Source organism: Stenotrophomonas sp. LARHCG68, assembly GCF_052871705.1.
Window position 1 is genome coordinate 1,548,899 of record NZ_JBIXJV010000001.1, and the last position, 16,350, is coordinate 1,565,248.

General features: G+C 66.5%; 19 protein-coding genes and 1 tRNA gene. 6 read left to right on the top strand and 14 right to left on the bottom strand.

The features are described 5' to 3' along the window. The first annotated feature begins 22 nt into the window (after positions 1-22). The 3 genes from serC (at position 23) to aroA (ending at position 3,808) form a co-directional block, all read left to right on the top strand. Positions 23-1,108 (top strand): 3-phosphoserine/phosphohydroxythreonine transaminase, encoded by a 1,086-nt coding sequence (gene serC / locus ACIPR8_RS06840; protein ID WP_446540515.1) that lies wholly within the window; start codon positions 23-25, stop codon positions 1,106-1,108. 52 nt (positions 1,109-1,160) lie between these two features. Next, a complete protein-coding gene (pheA, locus tag ACIPR8_RS06845) occupies positions 1,161-2,342 on the top strand; it encodes a prephenate dehydratase (RefSeq protein ID WP_192288461.1) in 1,182 nt (393 codons plus the stop codon). Between the two features lie 152 nt (positions 2,343-2,494). Continuing rightward, a complete protein-coding gene (gene aroA / locus ACIPR8_RS06850) occupies positions 2,495-3,808 on the top strand; it encodes a 3-phosphoshikimate 1-carboxyvinyltransferase (protein WP_446540516.1) in 1,314 nt (437 codons plus the stop codon). Here aroA and ACIPR8_RS06855 read toward each other — a convergent pair. Both ACIPR8_RS06855 and ACIPR8_RS06860 read right to left on the bottom strand, forming a co-directional pair. Further along, positions 3,792-4,301, bottom strand: a complete 510-nt coding sequence (locus ACIPR8_RS06855; protein WP_225591958.1) for an energy transducer TonB — start codon at positions 4,299-4,301, stop codon at positions 3,792-3,794. The two genes, aroA and ACIPR8_RS06855, sit on opposite strands and share 17 nt — an antisense overlap. Positions 4,302-4,399: 98 nt before the next feature. After that, a complete protein-coding gene (locus ACIPR8_RS06860; protein WP_446540517.1) occupies positions 4,400-5,053 on the bottom strand; it encodes an energy transducer TonB in 654 nt (217 codons plus the stop codon). A 109-nt stretch (positions 5,054-5,162) separates the two neighbouring features. Between ACIPR8_RS06860 and serS the strand changes: the two genes are divergently transcribed. The 3 genes from serS to ACIPR8_RS06875 all read left to right on the top strand — a co-directional run bounded on the left by serS (position 5,163) and on the right by ACIPR8_RS06875 (position 7,805). After that, positions 5,163-6,443, top strand: a complete 1,281-nt coding sequence (serS, locus tag ACIPR8_RS06865) for a serine--tRNA ligase (RefSeq protein ID WP_132864140.1) — start codon at positions 5,163-5,165, stop codon at positions 6,441-6,443. Positions 6,444-6,653: 210 nt separating this feature from the next. Next, complete coding sequence (locus ACIPR8_RS06870; RefSeq protein WP_132864139.1) at positions 6,654-7,646, top strand: LysR family transcriptional regulator; 993 nt, start codon at positions 6,654-6,656, stop codon at positions 7,644-7,646. A 69-nt stretch (positions 7,647-7,715) separates the two neighbouring features. Continuing rightward, a tRNA-Ser gene (locus ACIPR8_RS06875) sits at positions 7,716-7,805 on the top strand. A gap of 36 nt (positions 7,806-7,841) precedes the next feature. On the opposite strand, the gene ACIPR8_RS06880 is transcribed toward ACIPR8_RS06875, so the two are convergent. From ACIPR8_RS06880 to ACIPR8_RS06935, 12 genes are all read right to left on the bottom strand, one after another. Continuing rightward, complete coding sequence (locus tag ACIPR8_RS06880) at positions 7,842-8,075, bottom strand: helix-turn-helix transcriptional regulator (protein WP_313250835.1); 234 nt, start codon at positions 8,073-8,075, stop codon at positions 7,842-7,844. Then, complete coding sequence (locus tag ACIPR8_RS06885) at positions 8,068-9,060, bottom strand: DNA cytosine methyltransferase (protein WP_446540518.1); 993 nt, start codon at positions 9,058-9,060, stop codon at positions 8,068-8,070. Before ACIPR8_RS06885 ends, ACIPR8_RS06880 begins: the two co-directional genes overlap by 8 nt. Continuing rightward, complete coding sequence (locus ACIPR8_RS06890) at positions 9,057-9,572, bottom strand: hypothetical protein (protein WP_446540519.1); 516 nt, start codon at positions 9,570-9,572, stop codon at positions 9,057-9,059. The genes ACIPR8_RS06885 and ACIPR8_RS06890 overlap by 4 nt, the downstream gene beginning before the upstream one ends. Positions 9,573-9,710: 138 nt before the next feature. Next, positions 9,711-11,177: a hypothetical protein gene (locus ACIPR8_RS06895; RefSeq protein WP_446540520.1), complete on the bottom strand. Its 1,467-nt coding sequence runs from the start codon at positions 11,175-11,177 to the stop codon at positions 9,711-9,713. Next, entirely contained in the window at positions 11,174-12,523 is a 1,350-nt protein-coding gene (locus ACIPR8_RS06900; RefSeq protein WP_446540521.1) for a reverse transcriptase domain-containing protein, read from the bottom strand. The genes ACIPR8_RS06895 and ACIPR8_RS06900 overlap by 4 nt, the downstream gene beginning before the upstream one ends. Beyond that, a complete protein-coding gene (locus tag ACIPR8_RS06905; protein WP_446540522.1) occupies positions 12,520-12,960 on the bottom strand; it encodes a four helix bundle protein in 441 nt (146 codons plus the stop codon). Before ACIPR8_RS06905 ends, ACIPR8_RS06900 begins: the two co-directional genes overlap by 4 nt. 24 nt (positions 12,961-12,984) lie before the next feature. Beyond that, complete coding sequence (locus ACIPR8_RS06910) at positions 12,985-13,410, bottom strand: Lcl C-terminal domain-containing protein (protein WP_446540523.1); 426 nt, start codon at positions 13,408-13,410, stop codon at positions 12,985-12,987. A gap of 35 nt (positions 13,411-13,445) precedes the next feature. Next, on the bottom strand, positions 13,446-14,006 hold the full coding sequence (locus ACIPR8_RS06915; protein ID WP_446540524.1) for an Lcl C-terminal domain-containing protein: 561 nt from the start codon (positions 14,004-14,006) through the stop codon (positions 13,446-13,448). After that, positions 14,003-15,016 carry a hypothetical protein gene (locus ACIPR8_RS06920; RefSeq protein WP_446540525.1) on the bottom strand — a complete coding sequence of 338 codons (1,014 nt, stop codon included), beginning with the start codon at positions 15,014-15,016 and terminating at the stop codon, positions 14,003-14,005. Before ACIPR8_RS06920 ends, ACIPR8_RS06915 begins: the two co-directional genes overlap by 4 nt. Next, positions 15,013-15,585: a hypothetical protein gene (locus tag ACIPR8_RS06925; RefSeq protein WP_446540526.1), complete on the bottom strand. Its 573-nt coding sequence runs from the start codon at positions 15,583-15,585 to the stop codon at positions 15,013-15,015. The genes ACIPR8_RS06920 and ACIPR8_RS06925 overlap by 4 nt, the downstream gene beginning before the upstream one ends. Continuing rightward, entirely contained in the window at positions 15,582-15,821 is a 240-nt protein-coding gene (locus tag ACIPR8_RS06930; RefSeq protein ID WP_446540527.1) for a hypothetical protein, read from the bottom strand. The genes ACIPR8_RS06925 and ACIPR8_RS06930 overlap by 4 nt, the downstream gene beginning before the upstream one ends. After that, the gene (locus tag ACIPR8_RS06935; protein ID WP_446540528.1) at positions 15,818-16,108 is read right to left on the bottom strand and encodes a hypothetical protein; all 291 of its coding nucleotides are present in this window, start codon (positions 16,106-16,108) and stop codon (positions 15,818-15,820) included. The genes ACIPR8_RS06930 and ACIPR8_RS06935 overlap by 4 nt, the downstream gene beginning before the upstream one ends. Between the last annotated feature and the right edge of the window lie 242 nt (positions 16,109-16,350).

The window sequence follows — 16,350 nt, forward strand, 5'->3', positions numbered from 1 at the left end:
GGTTCTGCCCAACAGGTGTGTCATGACGCGCGCATTCAATTTCAGTGCCGGCCCTGCAACGCTGCCGGAGCAAGTCCTCCGCCAGGCGCAGGAGGAAATGTTGGAATGGAATGGCGTAGGCGCATCCATCGTCGAGATCAGCCACCGCAGCGCGGACTTCATGGCCGTGGCGGCGCAGGCCGAAGCCGACCTGCGCACGCTGGTCGGCATCCCCGATGACTATGCCGTGCTGTTCCTCGGCGGTGGCGCCACCACCCAGCAGGCGCTGCTGCCGCTGAACTTCGCCAGCCCGGGCCAGCGTGCCGACTACGTGGTCACCGGCCATTGGGGCAAGACCGCGGTCAAGCAGGCCAAGCCCTATGTCGATGCGCACGTGGCCGCCAGCGGCGAAGCCGGCGGCTTCCACGACATCCCGTCGGTGGCGCAGTGGCAGTTGTCGCCCGACGCTGCCTACGTGCACATCACCGCCAACGAAACCATCCACGGCGTCGAGTTCCGCGACGTGCCGGACGTGGGCGAGGTGCCGCTGATCGCCGATTTCAGTTCCTCGATCGCCTCCGAGCCGATCGACGTCTCGCGTTACGGCGTGATCTACGCCGGTGCGCAGAAGAACCTCGGCCCGGTCGGCATCGCGGTGGTGATCATCCGCCGCGACCTGCTCGAACGCGCCGGCCAGCCGCGCGCGGACATCTTCGACTACCGCTCGCACGTGGCGCGCGATTCCATGCTCAACACCCCGCCGACCTGGAACTGGTACCTGGCCGGGCTGATGTTCAAGTGGATGCTGGCCCAGGGCGGCGTGGAGGCCTTCGCCCGCCTCAGCCAGGCCAAGTCGGCCGCGATCTACGACGCCATCGATGGCTCCGGCGGCTTCTACCGCAACGAAGTGGTGCCGGCGGTGCGCTCGCGCATGAACATCCCGTTCTTCCTGCCCAGCGAGGAACTCGATGCGCGCTTCGTGAGCGAGTCCAAGGCCGCCGGCCTGCTGGCCCTGAAGGGCCACAAGGCGGTCGGTGGCATCCGCGCCTCGATCTACAACGCCATGCCGCTGGAGGGCGCGCAGGCGCTGGCCGCGTTCATGCGTGATTTCCAGCAGCGCAACGGCTGAGCCCCCAACAACGCCGTGCGCCGTGCGCCGGCCCGCAACAGGTAAATGATTGATGGCAAGCAAGCCGCCCAAAACCCCCGCCAAGGCCAAGCCGGCCATCGCGAAGAAGGCCGCCAAGCCGGCCGAGAAGAAGCCCGCCGCCGGTGCCATCGCCAAGCCGGTGCTGGCCGATGTGCGCGCCAAGATCGACCACATCGACCGCAGCATCCAGGCGTTGATCGCCGAGCGTGCCGAGTTCGCCCACCAGGTCGGCAAAGCCAAGGGCAAGCTCGCCGCCGCCGTGGACTACTACCGTCCCGAGCGCGAGGCGCAGGTGCTGCGCATGGTGGTGGACCGCAACGAAGGCCCGCTCAGCGATGAAGTGCTGGTGCACGTGTTCCGCGAGATCATGTCCGCCTGCCTGGCCCAGCAGGAGCCGCTGAAGATCGGCTACCTCGGCCCGGAAGGCACCTTCAGCCAGCAGGCCGTGCTCAAGCATTTCGGCCGCTCGGCGATGGGCCTGCCGATGGCCAGCATCGAGGAAGTGTTCCAGGAAGTGGAAGCCGGCAACGCCGACTTCGGCGTGGTGCCGGTGGAGAATTCCGGGCAGGGCACCATCCAGATCACGCTGGACATGTTCCTGACCTCCAACCTCAAGATCTGCGGTGAGGTGGAACTGCGCGTGCAGCAGTTCCTGATGTCGCGCAGCGGTCGCCTCGAGGACATCGAGCGCATCTACGCGCACCCGCAGTCGTTCATGCAGACTTCGTCCTGGCTGCGTGCCAACCTGCCCAAGGCCGAGAAGATCCCGGTATCGAGCAATGCCGAAGGCGCACGCCGCGCCCGCAATGCCGATGACGCGGCCGCCATTGGCGGCGAGAGCGCCGGCCACGTCTACGGCCTGAAGAAGGTGGTGACCAAGCCGATCCAGAATGACGCGGACAACACCACGCGCTTTTTGGTGATCGGTCGCCAGCTGTTCCCGTCCTCCGGCCATGACCGCACCTCGGTGCTGGTGTTCATCCACGACAAGCCCGGTGCGCTGTTCGACGTGCTTAGTCCGTTCGCGCGCCATGGCATCAGCATGAACCGCATCGAGTCGCGGCCGTCGCACCAGGCCAAGTGGGAGTACGGTTTCTTCATCGACCTGGCCGGTCACATCGAGGATGAATCGATGCAGGCCGCGCTGGCCGAACTCAAGGCCCATTCGGCGCAGATCAAGGTACTCGGTTCCTATCCGGTCGCCGTGCCCTGATCGCGTCCCGGACGCAGACCTGTCCCTTCCCCCAGGCGGGGGAAGGGGCCCGAAGGGCGGGTGGGGCAGTTCCAGCCCGCGACCGTTGATCCGCCTTCAGTCCCCCGCTTCCCGCATGGCGCCGGGAAGAAAAGAACGTTTAGAGAGCCCGCATGAGTTCCCAGCCTTACTGGATTGCACGCAAAGGATCGGCCCTGCAGGGCACCTTGACCATTCCCGGCGACAAGTCGGTCTCGCACCGCTCGGTGATGTTCGCCGCGCTGGCCGATGGCGTCTCGCACATCGACGGCTTCCTGGAAGGCGAGGACACCCGCGCCACGGCGGCCATCTTCGCCGAAATGGGCGTGCGCTTTGAAACCCCGTCACCGTCACAGCGCGTCGTGCACGGCGTGGGCGTGGACGGCCTGAAGGCCCCGCAGCGTGAACTGGACTGCGGCAATGCCGGCACCGGCATGCGCCTGCTCGCCGGCCTGCTGGCCGCGCAGCCGTTCGACAGCACCCTGGTGGGCGACGAATCGCTGACCAAGCGCCCGATGCGCCGGGTGACCGTGCCGCTGGCGCAGATGGGCGCCCGCATCGACACCCAGGACGACGGCACCCCGCCGTTGCATATCCACGGTGGCCAGACGCTGCAGGGCATCCATTACGAACTGCCGGTAGCCAGTGCCCAGGTCAAGTCGGCGCTGCTGCTGGCTGGCCTGTACGCGCAGGGCGAAACCACTGTGGTCGAGCCGCACCCCACCCGCGACTACACCGAGCGCATGTTGCGTGCGTTCGGCGTGGAGATCGACTTCGAACCGGGCAAGGCACGCCTGCGTGGTGGCCAGCGCCTGCGCGCGACCGATATCGCGGTGCCGGCGGACTTCTCCTCGGCGGCGTTCTTCATCGTGGCGGCCAGCATCATCCCGGGTTCGGAAGTGCGCCTGCGTTCGGTGGGGTTGAACCCGCGCCGGACCGGCCTGTTGACCGCGCTGCGCCTGATGGGCGCGGACATCACCGAGGAAAACCATGCCGAGCACGGTGGCGAAGCCGTGGCGGACCTGGTCGTGCGTCATGCGCCGCTGAAGGGCGCGCAGATTCCCGAAGCCGTGGTGCCGGACATGATCGACGAGTTCCCGGCGCTGTTCGTCGCCGCGGCGGCGGCCGAAGGCCAGACCGTGGTGACCGGCGCGGCCGAGCTGCGGGTCAAGGAATCCGACCGCCTGGCGGCGATGGCCACCGGCCTGCGCACCTTGGGCCTGCGCGTGGACGAAACCGACGACGGCGCGACCATCCACGGTGGCGTGCTGGGCAGTGGCACCATCGAAAGCCATGGCGACCATCGCATCTCGATGGCATTCGCCATCGCCGGCCAGCTGAGCACCGGCGAGGTGCGCATCAACGACGTGGCCAACGTGGCGACGTCGTTCCCGGGCTTCGACCAGTTGGCCAGTGGCGCTGGCTTCGGACTCAGCGCCCGGTCCTGAATTCCACCGGCACCTGCACGACGCTGGCGATGGCCTTGCCATCGCGCAGGGCTGGGTGGAAGCGCCATTGCAGCAGGGCTTCGATGGCGGCCTGGTCCAGCCGCACGTCCTGCTGACCCTGGTGCGAGACGATGACGGCATCGGTCACCCGGCCGCTGCTGTCGATTTGCAGGCGTGCGATCACGTCGCCTTCGATGCCCGCGTCAAGCACGTCGGCCGGATAGCGCGGCATCGGGTTGCCGACGATCGGTTCGGCGTCCATGTCGATCACCGCCGGTGCGGGTTGCGGCTTGGCTGCCAGGGGCGGGCTGGCCGCCGGCATGGCCGGAGGCGTGGCTTCGGTCAATACGGCCGGATGCGTTGCCTGCCATCCCATCAGCAGCAGCAACGCCAGCATCCCGGCCGCCAGCAACGCCCACAGCCAACCGGCCACGGCATGGGTGCCGCGGCCGGTGGTGTCTGCACTGGTTTGGTCATGCGGGATGCTGGACATCGACGGGGCGTCTCGGTAGTGACTCGACGCCGCCAGTCTGGTCCGCCGGCGGTGAGCCGGGCCTAAACCCATCGCCCTGGCGCGGGCGATGGTTCAGCTTACTGAGCCGGTTTGAAATCGAACGGGATATCCAGGCTGGCCTGCATCGGTTGGCCATTGCTCAGCGCCGGCTGGAATCGCCAGCCACGCACGGCATCCAGCGCCGCACGGTCGAGGTCACGCGAGCCACTGCGCTGGATGACGCGTGCATCCAGTGCGGTGCCATCCACGCCGACCACGACCTGCACCACCACCGTGCCGTTGTCGCCACGGCGCAGGGCGGCTGGCGGGTACTCGGGCGGACGCTGGCCGGGCAGGGGGCTGGGACGGTCGGTGGGGGTTGCCGCGACCGGCGCCGGCGCGTCACCGGCCGGGCTCTGCGTGGGCGCGGTTTCGGCGATTGGTTGCGGCGGCGGGGCGGGCGGTGCCTCGACCAGCTCGGGTTTCTCCTCGACCGGCGCCGGGCGGGCCTCGGGCATGTCGGCCGCCCCCGCACCGGCGGGCAACGGGGCCGGCAGCGGGGCCAGTTCGGCCACGGCGGTCTGCGGCTGGGCCGGGTCGGCGCGGTAGAAGTCGTTGTTGCGACGCGCGTTGAGCCAGACCACGACAAACAGCAGCAGGCCCACGGCAAAGGCGATGCCGGCGATCTTCAGGCTGCTGCGTGGCAGATGGAAGGTGATGTTCTGGTCGGAGCGGGAAGAAGAGGCGGGCATGGGCTTGACCGGATTGAACGAGACGATTCTGGCACAGGATGGACAAAGCGCGGCAGACGGACGCCGTTCGCGCGATAATCCCCTTTCACATCCGTACACAGTGCCTCCCATGCTTGATCCAGCCCTTCTTCGCCAGCAACCCGCCGAACTTGCACAGCGCCTGCGCGATACGCGCGGCTACGCGTTGGACGTGAGTGCGTTCGAGGCCCTCGAGGCGGACCGCAAGCGCATCCAGGTCCGTACCCAGGAGCTGCAGAGCCTGCGCAACAGCCGTTCCAAGGCGATCGGCCAGGCCAAGGCGAAGGGCGAGGACGTGTCGGCGATCATGGCCGAGGTGGCCGGCTTCGCCGACGAGCTGAAGGCCTCCGAAGCCCAGCTCGACGTGCTGCGCGAGAAGATCGAGATGCTGTCGATGGGCATCCCCAACCTCCCGGCGGACGATGTGCCCGCCGGCAAGGACGAGAGCGACAACGTCGAGCAGCTGCGCTGGGGTACGCCGCGCACGTTCGATTTCCCGGTCAAGGACCATGTCGAGCTGGGTGCCCGTGATGGCTGGCTGGACGCCGAAACCGCCGCCAAGCTGTCCGGCGCGCGCTTCACCGTGCTGCGTGGCCAGCTGGCGCGACTGCACCGTGCGCTCGGCCAGTTCATGCTCAACCTGCACAGCAACGAGCACGGCTACGAGGAAACCAACGTGCCGGTGCTGGTCAACGCCGACTCGTTGCGCGGCACCGGCCAGCTGCCGAAGTTCGAGGAAGACCTGTTCAAGACCGCGCTGGGCGAGTCCACGCGTTACCTGATCCCCACCTCGGAAGTGCCGCTGACCAACATCGTGCGCGACGAGATCATCGAGGCCGAGCGCCTGCCGCTGCGCATGACCGCGCATTCGATGTGCTTCCGTTCCGAGGCCGGTAGCGGTGGTCGCGACGTGCGCGGCATGATCCGCCAGCACCAGTTCGAGAAGGTCGAGCTGGTCAGCGCGTGCCGGGCCGAGGAGAGCGAGGCCGAGCACCAGCGCATGACCCAGTGCGCCGAGACCGTGCTGCAGCAGCTGGGCCTGCCGTATCGCAAGGTGCTGCTGTGCACCGGTGACATGGGCTTCTCGGCGGTGAAGACCTACGACCTGGAGGTCTGGCTGCCGTCGCAGCAGACCTATCGCGAGATCTCCTCCTGCTCGAACTGTGGCGACTTCCAGGCCCGCCGCATGCAGGCGCGCTGGCGCAACCCCGCCACCGGCAAGCCGGAGCTGCTGCACACGCTCAATGGCTCGGGCGTGGCGGTGGGCCGGGCGATGATCGCGGTGATGGAGAACTACCAGAACGCCGATGGTTCCATCAGCATCCCGGCCGTGCTGCAGCCCTACATGGGTGGCGCGGAGCGCATCGGCTGACGGTGCGTTGCGCATCTGGCCGATTCCGGAACAGCCCGCCGCATGGCGGGCTTTTTCGTGGCCTGAACGGAACATATTGAACCGTAAGCATTTCTGGAACGCTGCGCGGCGGGATGGGGATGCTTAAATAGGACTGTTTGGGGCCTGATTTGTAAAATCAGGACAAAGCTGTTTGAATTCGGTGATTCGTTCCAATTCTGGGATCAATTCATGCAGGACCTCAACGACCTCTATTACTTCGCAATGGTCGTGGACCACGGCGGTTTTGCGGCGGCCGAGCGCGCCCTGGGCATCCCCAAGTCGCGCCTGAGCCGGCGCATCAGCCAGCTGGAAACCGATCTGGGCGTGCGCCTGCTGCAGCGTTCGACGCGACGTTTCGCGGTCACCGATGTCGGCATGAGCGTGCATCGGCATGCCCAGACGATGCTGACCGAGGCGCAGGCCGCCCGCGAGGTGGTGGACCGGCTCAGTGCCGAACCGCGCGGCCTGGTCCGTGCGAGCGTGCCGGTGTCGCTGGCACAGATGCAGCTGCCCAGGTTGCTGCCGAAGTTCCTGGAGCAGTATCCCAAGGTGCGGCTGCAGCTGAACATCAGCAACCGCCGGGTGGACATCATCAATGAGGGCTACGACGTCGCCCTGCGGGTGCGCTCGCGCCTGGACGACGATGGCAGCCTGGTGATGCGCAGCTTCGGCCAGGTGCAGGAGTTGCTGGTGGCCAGCCCGGCGTACCTGGACAAGGCCGGCCGCCCGACTGCGCCGGAAGACCTGGCCAACCACGTCACCATGAGCATCAGCGAGGACGAGGCGCGCCAGCGCTGGGAGCTGCACGGGCCCGGTGGCGAGGTGCGCCGCGTGGACCTGCAGCCGCGCGTGGCCGGCTTCGACTTCCCGCTGCTGCAGTCGATGGTCAAGGACGGCTACGGGATCACGATGCTGCCGGAGACCGTGTGCGCCGACGCAGTGCGCAACGGCGAGCTGGAAGTGGTGTTGCCGGACTGGTCGCTGCCGCAGGGCATCTGCCACGCCGTGTTCGCCTCCCGCCGCGGCCTGCTGCCGGCGGTGCGCGTGTTCATCGACTTCCTGGCCGAGCACCTGCCGCCGCAGCTGGAAGCCTCGCGGCTGGATTGCGGTGGTGCCTGCGAACGCGCCAAGGAAAAGATCCGTGCCTCCACCGCAGGCGCGCTGGCGATCGAGGCCGGTTGAGCAAAAAACGGGCGGGCATGCGAGAATGCGCGCCCCGAGCCGCATGCCGGAGCGCGGGACCTGATCAATGGACAGATGGCCGAGCGGTTTAAGGCACCGGTCTTGAAAACCGGCGAAGGGTCAAACCTTCCGTGGGTTCGAATCCCACTCTGTCCGCCAAGAAGTGATATAAGCCGCTGATTTCAGCGGCTTTTTTCATGCCGCAATATCCTGCCCCATGTTTTGCCCCACACTTTCGGGCCAGGTTGTTCCATGTGCCACTGCCATGATGAAGGCGTCGATTTCGGGCTGGAACCACAGCGACTTCGTGCCGATCTTGCGCGGCTTAGGGAACTCGCCGCGGGCCATCATGCGATAGATGGTGGCCGTGCTGATGCCGACCTTCTGCTTCACTTCCTTCAGTGGCAGCAGCGCGATTTCGTCAGCCATGTTGCTCTCCTTCCAGCGCCGCGCGGGCGCCGTTGATTCGTTGTTCCAGGTGGTCGTCGGGGTCCGGATGGCAATCCATGTATGCCCCGATCACTTCTGCCGCGACTTGCGGGACGATGGCATTGCCGTAGGCCCGCAGGCGTCCCACTCGGTTGGGAAGCCCATGAGCCAGCAGACGAATGCCGGGTTCAAAGCGCCTGGCTTTCCCGTCGTGGCCGATGAGCCATCCAGCCCTGTCCCAAGGGGAACGTGCTGCACGTAATCCGGAAGCACCGCCATCCCATGCCCTTGCGCCTTCTTCTGCGCGATGTACTCCGGGGAGTGCGCTGGCATGTGATCCCTGGCGCAAGGCGTCGGCCACAGGCACGCAATGCGGGGATCGTCCAGCGGCGCCGACACATTCACCACGACCGTGGTAAGCGACTCCTGCGAACCCTTCGTGTCCCCGCGTCTGCGCTGGTAGCCCAGCCGTGCTTCGTGCGCCATTGGCGTCGGCCACAAACCAGAGTCGATCCCGGCGATGGGGCGCGTCGACGGCACAAGCCGGGACAACGACCGCCCTGCAGGCGTACTCGATTCCTTCCAGGTCAGCAGACACTCCGTCGAGCCAGTTCTTGCCAACCGCCGCCGCAACCTGCTCTCCCATGACGACAGCGGGCCGGCGGGTACAGATGAGGCGAAGGAAGTGGGGCCACAGGTGCCGAGCGTCATCCTGGGCTTTTCCCTTGCCGGCGACGCTGAACGGCTGACACGGCGCGGAGCCAGTCCAGAGCTCGCGGGAGTCGGGCCACCCAGCAAGTCGAGCTGCAAGGGACCAGCCTGCGATGCAGGCGAAGAAGTGGCACTGCCGGTATCCGGCGAGGTCATCGGGTTGAACATCGGTGATGCTCCTGGTGTCGACGTGTCCGGGCGGGATAAGGCCGGCATCGATGAGGTTTCGAATCCACTGCGCGACGTAGGGGTCCCACTCGTTGTAGTAGTTCACAGCACGTGCCTCGGATTAGGCCGCACGAAGCCATACCAGCGGTCGGCGCGGTTGTTGAGGTCAATCTGCTCGGGGTCACGCGGGATCGGCGGCAAGGGAACCCGGTACCGGCGGCGGTCGTTGACGCAGACGGTGCAGGTGCCGGCACGGCCCTGGCGCCCCTTGCTCGGGAAGGCCAGATCGGGGAGCAGGCGCTGGCAGGCGGTGCAGGCACGCCTATTGACAGCGCAACGCTCCTTTCGGACGCTGGCAAGTAAGGGCGCATCGCCGAGGAGCGGATGATCAGATACGTCGATGGTTGGCAGCTGCACGCGTACGTGGACCGTGCGGCCGATGGACCTGAGGAGATGATCATCTCCGCCCGCCACTTGGCGCAGGATGCGGTTCGTGTGCACACCTTCGGCCCTGCCGAGTTCCCCACCATGACGGAGGCCACCAACTTCATCGAAGGGCAGCTTGCCGCAGTCACTGGCGTTGGTTGCGACGGCTCTCTGAGGTTCTAGCTCACGCATCGCTCGCCTCCTGCGGCCCTGTGCTTATGTGCGTCCGCTTGCACTCCGGATTGCTGTCATCGAACTTCACCGAGCATCGCGCGCCAGCTAGGACCATGCCGATGGCGATTCCTGCGATCAAGAACCAGTGTTCGCGCTTCATTCCTTCACCCCCTGCGGGCGGGCGGCGAGCGCGGCAGCCCATGCGTCTTGCATCTCGGGATCGTCAATGCAGCGGCGCTTGCTGAACCATGCCTCGCAGAACGCCACCTCCATGTCGAGGTCCATCACCTCAGGCACCAGCACGAACCCCTCCGGCGCAGTAGCCGAACCGTCACAGTTCTGGCGTACACCGGAGGCATGCTCCAGTGCATCCGCTGCCACGAGACGTTCACCGGCTTCTCCGAGGTCGAACCCAGCGTGGACAGCTTCGGCATGCACTTCATGTGCCCCGAGTGCGGGCGACGGAACAACCTGCGGACTGTAGGCCACGATGGCGACACCGTGCTGATTGAGCAGGTTCTCCCCACGGAGAACTGAGCCGAGCTCCCGGATGTGCTTGTTGATCAGCATGGCGTCGGCCGGCAGTGCCTTCGATGAACGCTGCTCCCACTGTTCCAGGAGCGCGAGAAGGCGGACTAACTCCGGCGCTGCGGGGGTGCTTGCACCATGGATGACGGCGAACTGCTCCAGCCGCTCACGCAAGCGGCGCATCGCATACGCGTCGCCAGGGTTTCGCGCAAGATAGTCGGCCGCGTCGCCGATGCCTTGAAGAGCCTTGATGCGCTGATACGGGCCATCAACCGGCGCTGCGGCGACGGGGGTGGCGTAGAGGGGAACATACTCGCCACGCGTCGCCACGGCGGTTTCAGACGGCGGCTTGCGGCGGGCGGTAGCGGCTACGCACCCCGGATCGAAGAAGGTTGGCGGGACCCACGCCACCGCCTCCTGCGCTGCGGGGATGGCATCGAGCACAGAGCGAACTTCCCGCGCTTCCTCGACAGCGGCCTTGAACTCCCCCGTGTCGTAATACGCGCTCTCCACCATGTTGCACAGTGCTCGGACTCGCGTAACGTCGACCCCCGGCGCTGCGGCGACGGGGGTGGCCGCCAGGCGCTCCGGAAACCCAACGCGCTCGGAAACCTCATTGAACTTGCGGATCAGTGCATCGCCAAGGTCGATCCCGCGCTCGGCGCAGAACAGATCGAGGTAAGTCACCACGTCGGCCGCCTCGTTTGCCATGCGCCGGCGGCGTTCGGTCGGCGACAGCTCTTCCTTGTTGCCGATCAGCCCGTCACGCACGCGGTTGTGCATCTTCACCTCGCTGGCGAGCTCGCCCAGCTCGCCCATTGCAGCGGTCAGCCAGTCCGAGGGAGACCAGGAGCAGATGCCGGCGGGATGCCACTTCTCGCAGCGAGACACGTTCGCAGCCCGGAAGCTGGCGAAGGTCAGCCCCGCCTCCTGCGCTGCGGCGGGCTTGGGCTCCCGCTCGATCAGGGATTCCAGGTGGAGTCGGATGGTGCGCAGGCGCGCCTTCGCAGCGGTCGGGATGCTGGCGTTCTGCAACAGGCCGTCCAGCAGATTGAGGGCACCGTTGCGCGGCGCAGAACTTTCGATGGTGGTCATTGGGAAATCCTGATGGTGATGGCGCGGGCTGATAGGCGGCGCCGGCGAATCGGGTAGGTGGCTGCCTGGCGTAGCCAGGGGAAGCGGCCTAACACGCGCTGCTGGAGTCGGTAGGTGTTGGCGTGTCGCAGGTGCCCGTGAAAGCTGGAGATCCGCGCCTGCAACTGCTCCAGGGCGCCAGGCGTGCATCGGATCGATGCCGGGCCGACGTGCAGCCCCTCCCATTCGGCCAAGGCCTGCTGCAGATGGGCAACGACGCGACGGCGAGCGAGCGTGTGAGTGGGGTAGATGACGTACCCGAGGAAGTCCAGACCATCCGTCAGCCGGCACACCTTCTGCTCGGCCTTCAGCTGCAGGCCCAGTCGTTCATGCAGGAATGCCTCGATCTGATCGCGCCAGGCGACCAGCTGCTCGCGGTCCTGGTGGAACAAAACGAAGTCATCGACGTAGCGCAGGTAGCGCTTGGCCTTGAGCTCGTGCTTCACGAACTGGTCCAGCGCGTCCAGGTAGACGTTGGCGAAGAACTGGCTGGACAGGTTGCCGATCGGCAGGCCACGCCCGGCGGGTGCATTGGCAAGCCGCTTGTGCGGCGGAACCTGGGCAATCTCGGCGGCCGTAGCACGGTACTGCACGCCGGCGTGCAGCGGAGAGCGCCGCAGCAGGGCGTGGGTGGCCTGCTGGACGACCAGCGGCGCCTGCCGCCGGCGAAGCCGCTTGCTCAGCATCCGCCAAAGGGTTGGCCGGTGGATGCTGTTGAAGAAGTTGGCGACATCCAGCTGTAGGTACCAGCCACTACCTTGGCCGCTGTGAACCTGCCGAGTGAACTCCTGCGCCCGCCGGACGGCGGCATGGCTCCCGCGGCCCTTGCGGTTGGCGAAGCTGTCGTGGATGAACGCGGGCTCCCACATGGCCTCCAGCTGCGGCACCAGCCAGTGATGCACCACGCGGTCGGCGAAGTCCGGTGCATGGATCTCCCGCGCCTTGGGCCGCGTAGCAATGAAGCAGGTGGACGGGCGCGGATGCCAGGTGCCCGCCTGGAGCTGACGCTGCAACATCAGCAGGCCATCGGCCCAGTGGTGGTCGAAGCGCAGCTGGTTGAAGCTCGGAACCTTCTGGCGGCGCGCACGCCGCCATGCCTGATACAAATCCTGCAGGCCTACATCTCCCTGAAACTCACCGGCAAGACGCACGGCCAACGCGAACCCGTTGTTGTTGCGGTGGTTGTTGTTGACGTTGCCGTTGTTGAAATTGACGTTCCACGCGGACGCCGAGGACCAGGCGGCCGCCTCCCCATACACTTGCGACCAGGCAGCGCAGCCCGGATGCGGATAGCGCTGCTTCGTCATGAGTTGGCCCCCGCAAGGGCGGTACGGGTACTCAGTTTCTGGCCGCGCTGCGCTACGCCACTGGCTTGCGCATTCTGGGCACTGGGAGCGCTGAGGCGACGGCTCCAGCCGCCAGCCTGTGCGCCGAGCTCTTGGGCAAGGCGCGCCAGCATTTCGAAGCGGCGGAAGCTGTTGAAGGCATGCAACAGCTTCGCCAGCTGCAGGTGCTGCTTGAGTGAGTCGATGTCCCACACCAGCTGGCCCACCAGCTCGGCCTGCCGGGCACGATCGCGCCATGCCCGATTGGCATTGGAGAACACGGTCATGGCTTGCTTGCGCAGGTCTGCCCCGACCGCATAGCGGTGATACCGAGGGAACTGGCGCACGGCCTGCTCGATCTCAAGCAGCAGGCGTTCGGTGGCCTTGATGATGGGCGGGGGCTGGAAGCGGGAAGTCATCGGTCAGCTCAACAAAGAGTCAAATCACTGACCGGCAAGACGCACGGCCAACGCGAACCCGCCGTCGCCGCGGTGGCCGCCGCCGACGAGGCCGAGGCCGAAATTGACGCCCCACGCGGACGCCGAGGACCAGGCGGCCGGGGTCTTGCTCCAGTACCAGTCGCTCTGGATGTCCTGGAAGAAGTCGGTGTTGATGGCAGGCTCGTAGCGCGAGCGGTCAACCAGCAGCGCCAGCTCCTCGATGGTCGGCAGATCCCAATCGCTGTGGCCGGCCAGGGTGAGGGCCTTGGTCGCAGCCTCGCACTGCTCCTGCGGCACATCCGAATCCACGATGCTGGTGGCGGTGAAGGTCAGGCCGTGTTCCGGCAACTCGACCGCGACCCATTCGGTTGCGTCCTGCGGCAACTGCTGGCCGTCGGCGCCGATCTTGATGAACTTGATGTTGCTCATGCTGTGGTGCTCCTGGTTGTGATCAAAAAGGCCAATTACTGACCGGCAAGACGCACGGCCAACGCGAACCCGTCGTAGCTGCGGTGGCCGTAGCCGACGAGGCCGAGGCTGAAATCGACGTACCACGCGGACGCCGAGGACCAGGCGCAGGTCGTGCTTGTCCAGTGCCAGCGGGACTTCACTCGGGGGAACAGCGCGGTATCGATGGCGGGCTCGTGGCGGGTGTCATCGACGAGAGCGGCCAGCTCGGAGCGCGTCGGCAAGCGCCAGTCGGCGTGGCCCAGCAGTCGCAGCTCGCTGCAGCGCTTGGAGCAGGCCTCCTGGCTGCTGCCGTCGTCGGCGTCTTCGGTGCTGCCGAGGGATTCGACAGACCACATCAGGCCCGTGTTGTGGTCGATCAGGGCGACGTGGTCGGTCCGATCGCTGCCCGCCGGAAGCTCGGTGCCGTCGGTCAGAATCTTGGTGAACTGGTGGCCGCCCTTTGCGGCCGGAGCGCTGGACGGCAATTCGATGCTGGACAGCTCGGCAAGCAGCGGCAAGGGCGTCGATGGCATGTGGATGTTCACCGTGCCGATGTGGAGATGCGGGTGCTTCATGCGGTGTGTCCTTTTGGGTTGAAGGTGGGCCGGCGGCCTTGGTAGCTGGTGATGGGGTCGTCGAAGTGGTGGGGGAGCACTTCGGGCTGCTGCCCGGTGCGGGCGATCCACTGCTCGACGGTTTCCGCCTGGATGATTGGGTTCTGCTTCGGCGGGGCAGGGTCGCCAGCGAGGCGTGCGGTGGCGGCAGCCAGGCGGGCGATATGGGCGGCCTGCCTCTGCGCACGCAGCTGGCTGCGCTCAAGTGCAGTGCGCTGCCGGGCGGCCAGACGGGCGTCGTGCTCACGCTTCTGCTGGGCGATCCGTTGCTCTCGGGCGATGCGCTTGGCTTCGGCACGGTGCTGCTGTTGTGCCTGCTTCGCTGCCTGGCGCTTCAAACGGGCTGCGGTGCGCTTTGCGTTGTCGCCGACCGGCTGGTGCCGGGGTGCAATCGTGGGCTTTGGGTCGCGCAGCCAGCGGTAGCGGAGCGGGCGGCCTGGGATGCGCTCGAGCATTCCATCGCGCGCCTGGTTGTGGATGATGGAGTACATGCGCACGCGGCCTACTTCCGGCGACAGGCCGAGCGCGGTGTAAATCTCATCGGCGGAGGCGGTGCCGAGCTGCTTGACGATCTGGCGCACGCGCTCACCGATGGAGCGCTTGTCATCAGCAGTGTCGTCGCGCCACTTGAGGTAGGCGGCCTCGGCGTCCTTGTAGGCTTTCGCCTGCTTCTCTGCCCACTGCTGCGGGCGTGGGCGGGCGAGCGGTGCGCGGTAGTGGCGTGCTTGCGGGTCGCGCAGGATGCTCCAGCGGTAGGGCTTGGGGCCGGTGGTGCTGGCCAGGATGCCGTCTTGCTTCATTGAGCGCATGGTGGAACGCACAGCGGCGCGGGTGTAGCCGTCGTCGATGCCCAGGGCGCGGCAGATTTCGTCGGTGGTGCTGGGCCCGTTGGCGCGTAGGACGGCGCGAATGCCGGCGCTGCGGTTGGTGGCGCCACGGATGTCGGCTGGGGAGAGCGCGAGCACGGTCATGCGTCGCAGCCCTTGCCGATTTCGCCACGTCGGCCGTCTGCGGAGGCAGTGAAGTCGCGCCAGTTCACCCAGCCGCGCTGCGGGCAGTGAAAGCCCCATTCGCGCAGAACTGGCGTGGTGACAAACAGGGTCCAGCACGGCGCGGGACCGTTGCTGAATGAGTCCCACAGTTCTACGCGGTGCGCAGTACACGGGCCGCACAACTTCAGGCTGCCGCTTGTGCGTACGGTGCGATTGTGGATGCCGCCGGCGGCGATGGTGTGCTCGATGTAGCTGCCGCGCAGTAGCAGCGACGCCCAGGCCCGGGGGTGATCGTGCAGGGCGCGGTCGTCATCACTGCGTAGGAATTTGTGTAGGTACACGTTGGGCAGGCGCAGGCTGAGCCACACGGCGAGGCGCTGCCAGCGGGTTCGCTGGGTTTCGTCGATGTGCCGGTACCAGCCGCGCCACGGGGTGAGATACCAACGCAACAGGTATGCGCCTGCCGGGTCGTCCGCACCCACTACGAAGTCTGGAGGGCGTTGCCCAGCGATGTGGGTAATCAGGAGGGATGCGATCAGGCGGATCATTTCCGGCCTCCTGCAAGCAGGGCGCGCATCGCATTTCCGAAGTGCATATAGCTGCCCCGGGCGGCAATGCGTGCGTCGCCGTTGTTGGTAAGTACGAGTGCGCCGTGGGTCGGGTACGGGTCGCTCCCGTTCCAGTCATCAACGATGCGCTCCAGTTCGAAGTGCTCGCACAGCGCTTGGGCGTGCTCGGTTTTTCCGCAGCCCGTCGGGCCATAGATGATGAGGGACCGATTCAAGAGACCTTCTCCAGTGAGTTGTTGTGTGCGACAAGCTCGCGTGCATGTGCGATGCCGCGCGCATTGAGCGTCACGACCTTCGGGAACTGCGGATCGTCCAATGTCACCAGGTAGGCTTCCTCCAGCCATCGGATGGGCCGGATGGTGAAAACCCGTGCGTCGATCTTGGAACTGGTGGTGACTTGTGCCGGGATGCAGGCGAACCCGCCGCGTGTCTTGTGCAAGCGGTGGCCCTGGGCGGCGTACGCGGCCAGCAAGGCGCTCTGGGCGAGGGGCTGTAGGTACATCAGCGTGCTCCTGCACACAGGGCTGCATATGCCTGCTCGCGAGCACGTGGCAGGAGGGAAATGGGGACGCGTTTGTGCGCGTGACGATCAGTCCAGCGTGCTTCGGCAAGGGCGAAGTTGGGTGTGGGCTCAGTGGCGATGCCGCAACGCTGGCATTCGATGTGGAACATGGCCGGGCAGGGCTGGCCGATGGCATGGCCCACGGGTGCGCCATGCGTTTCCACGATCTGAGGGCGGTGACC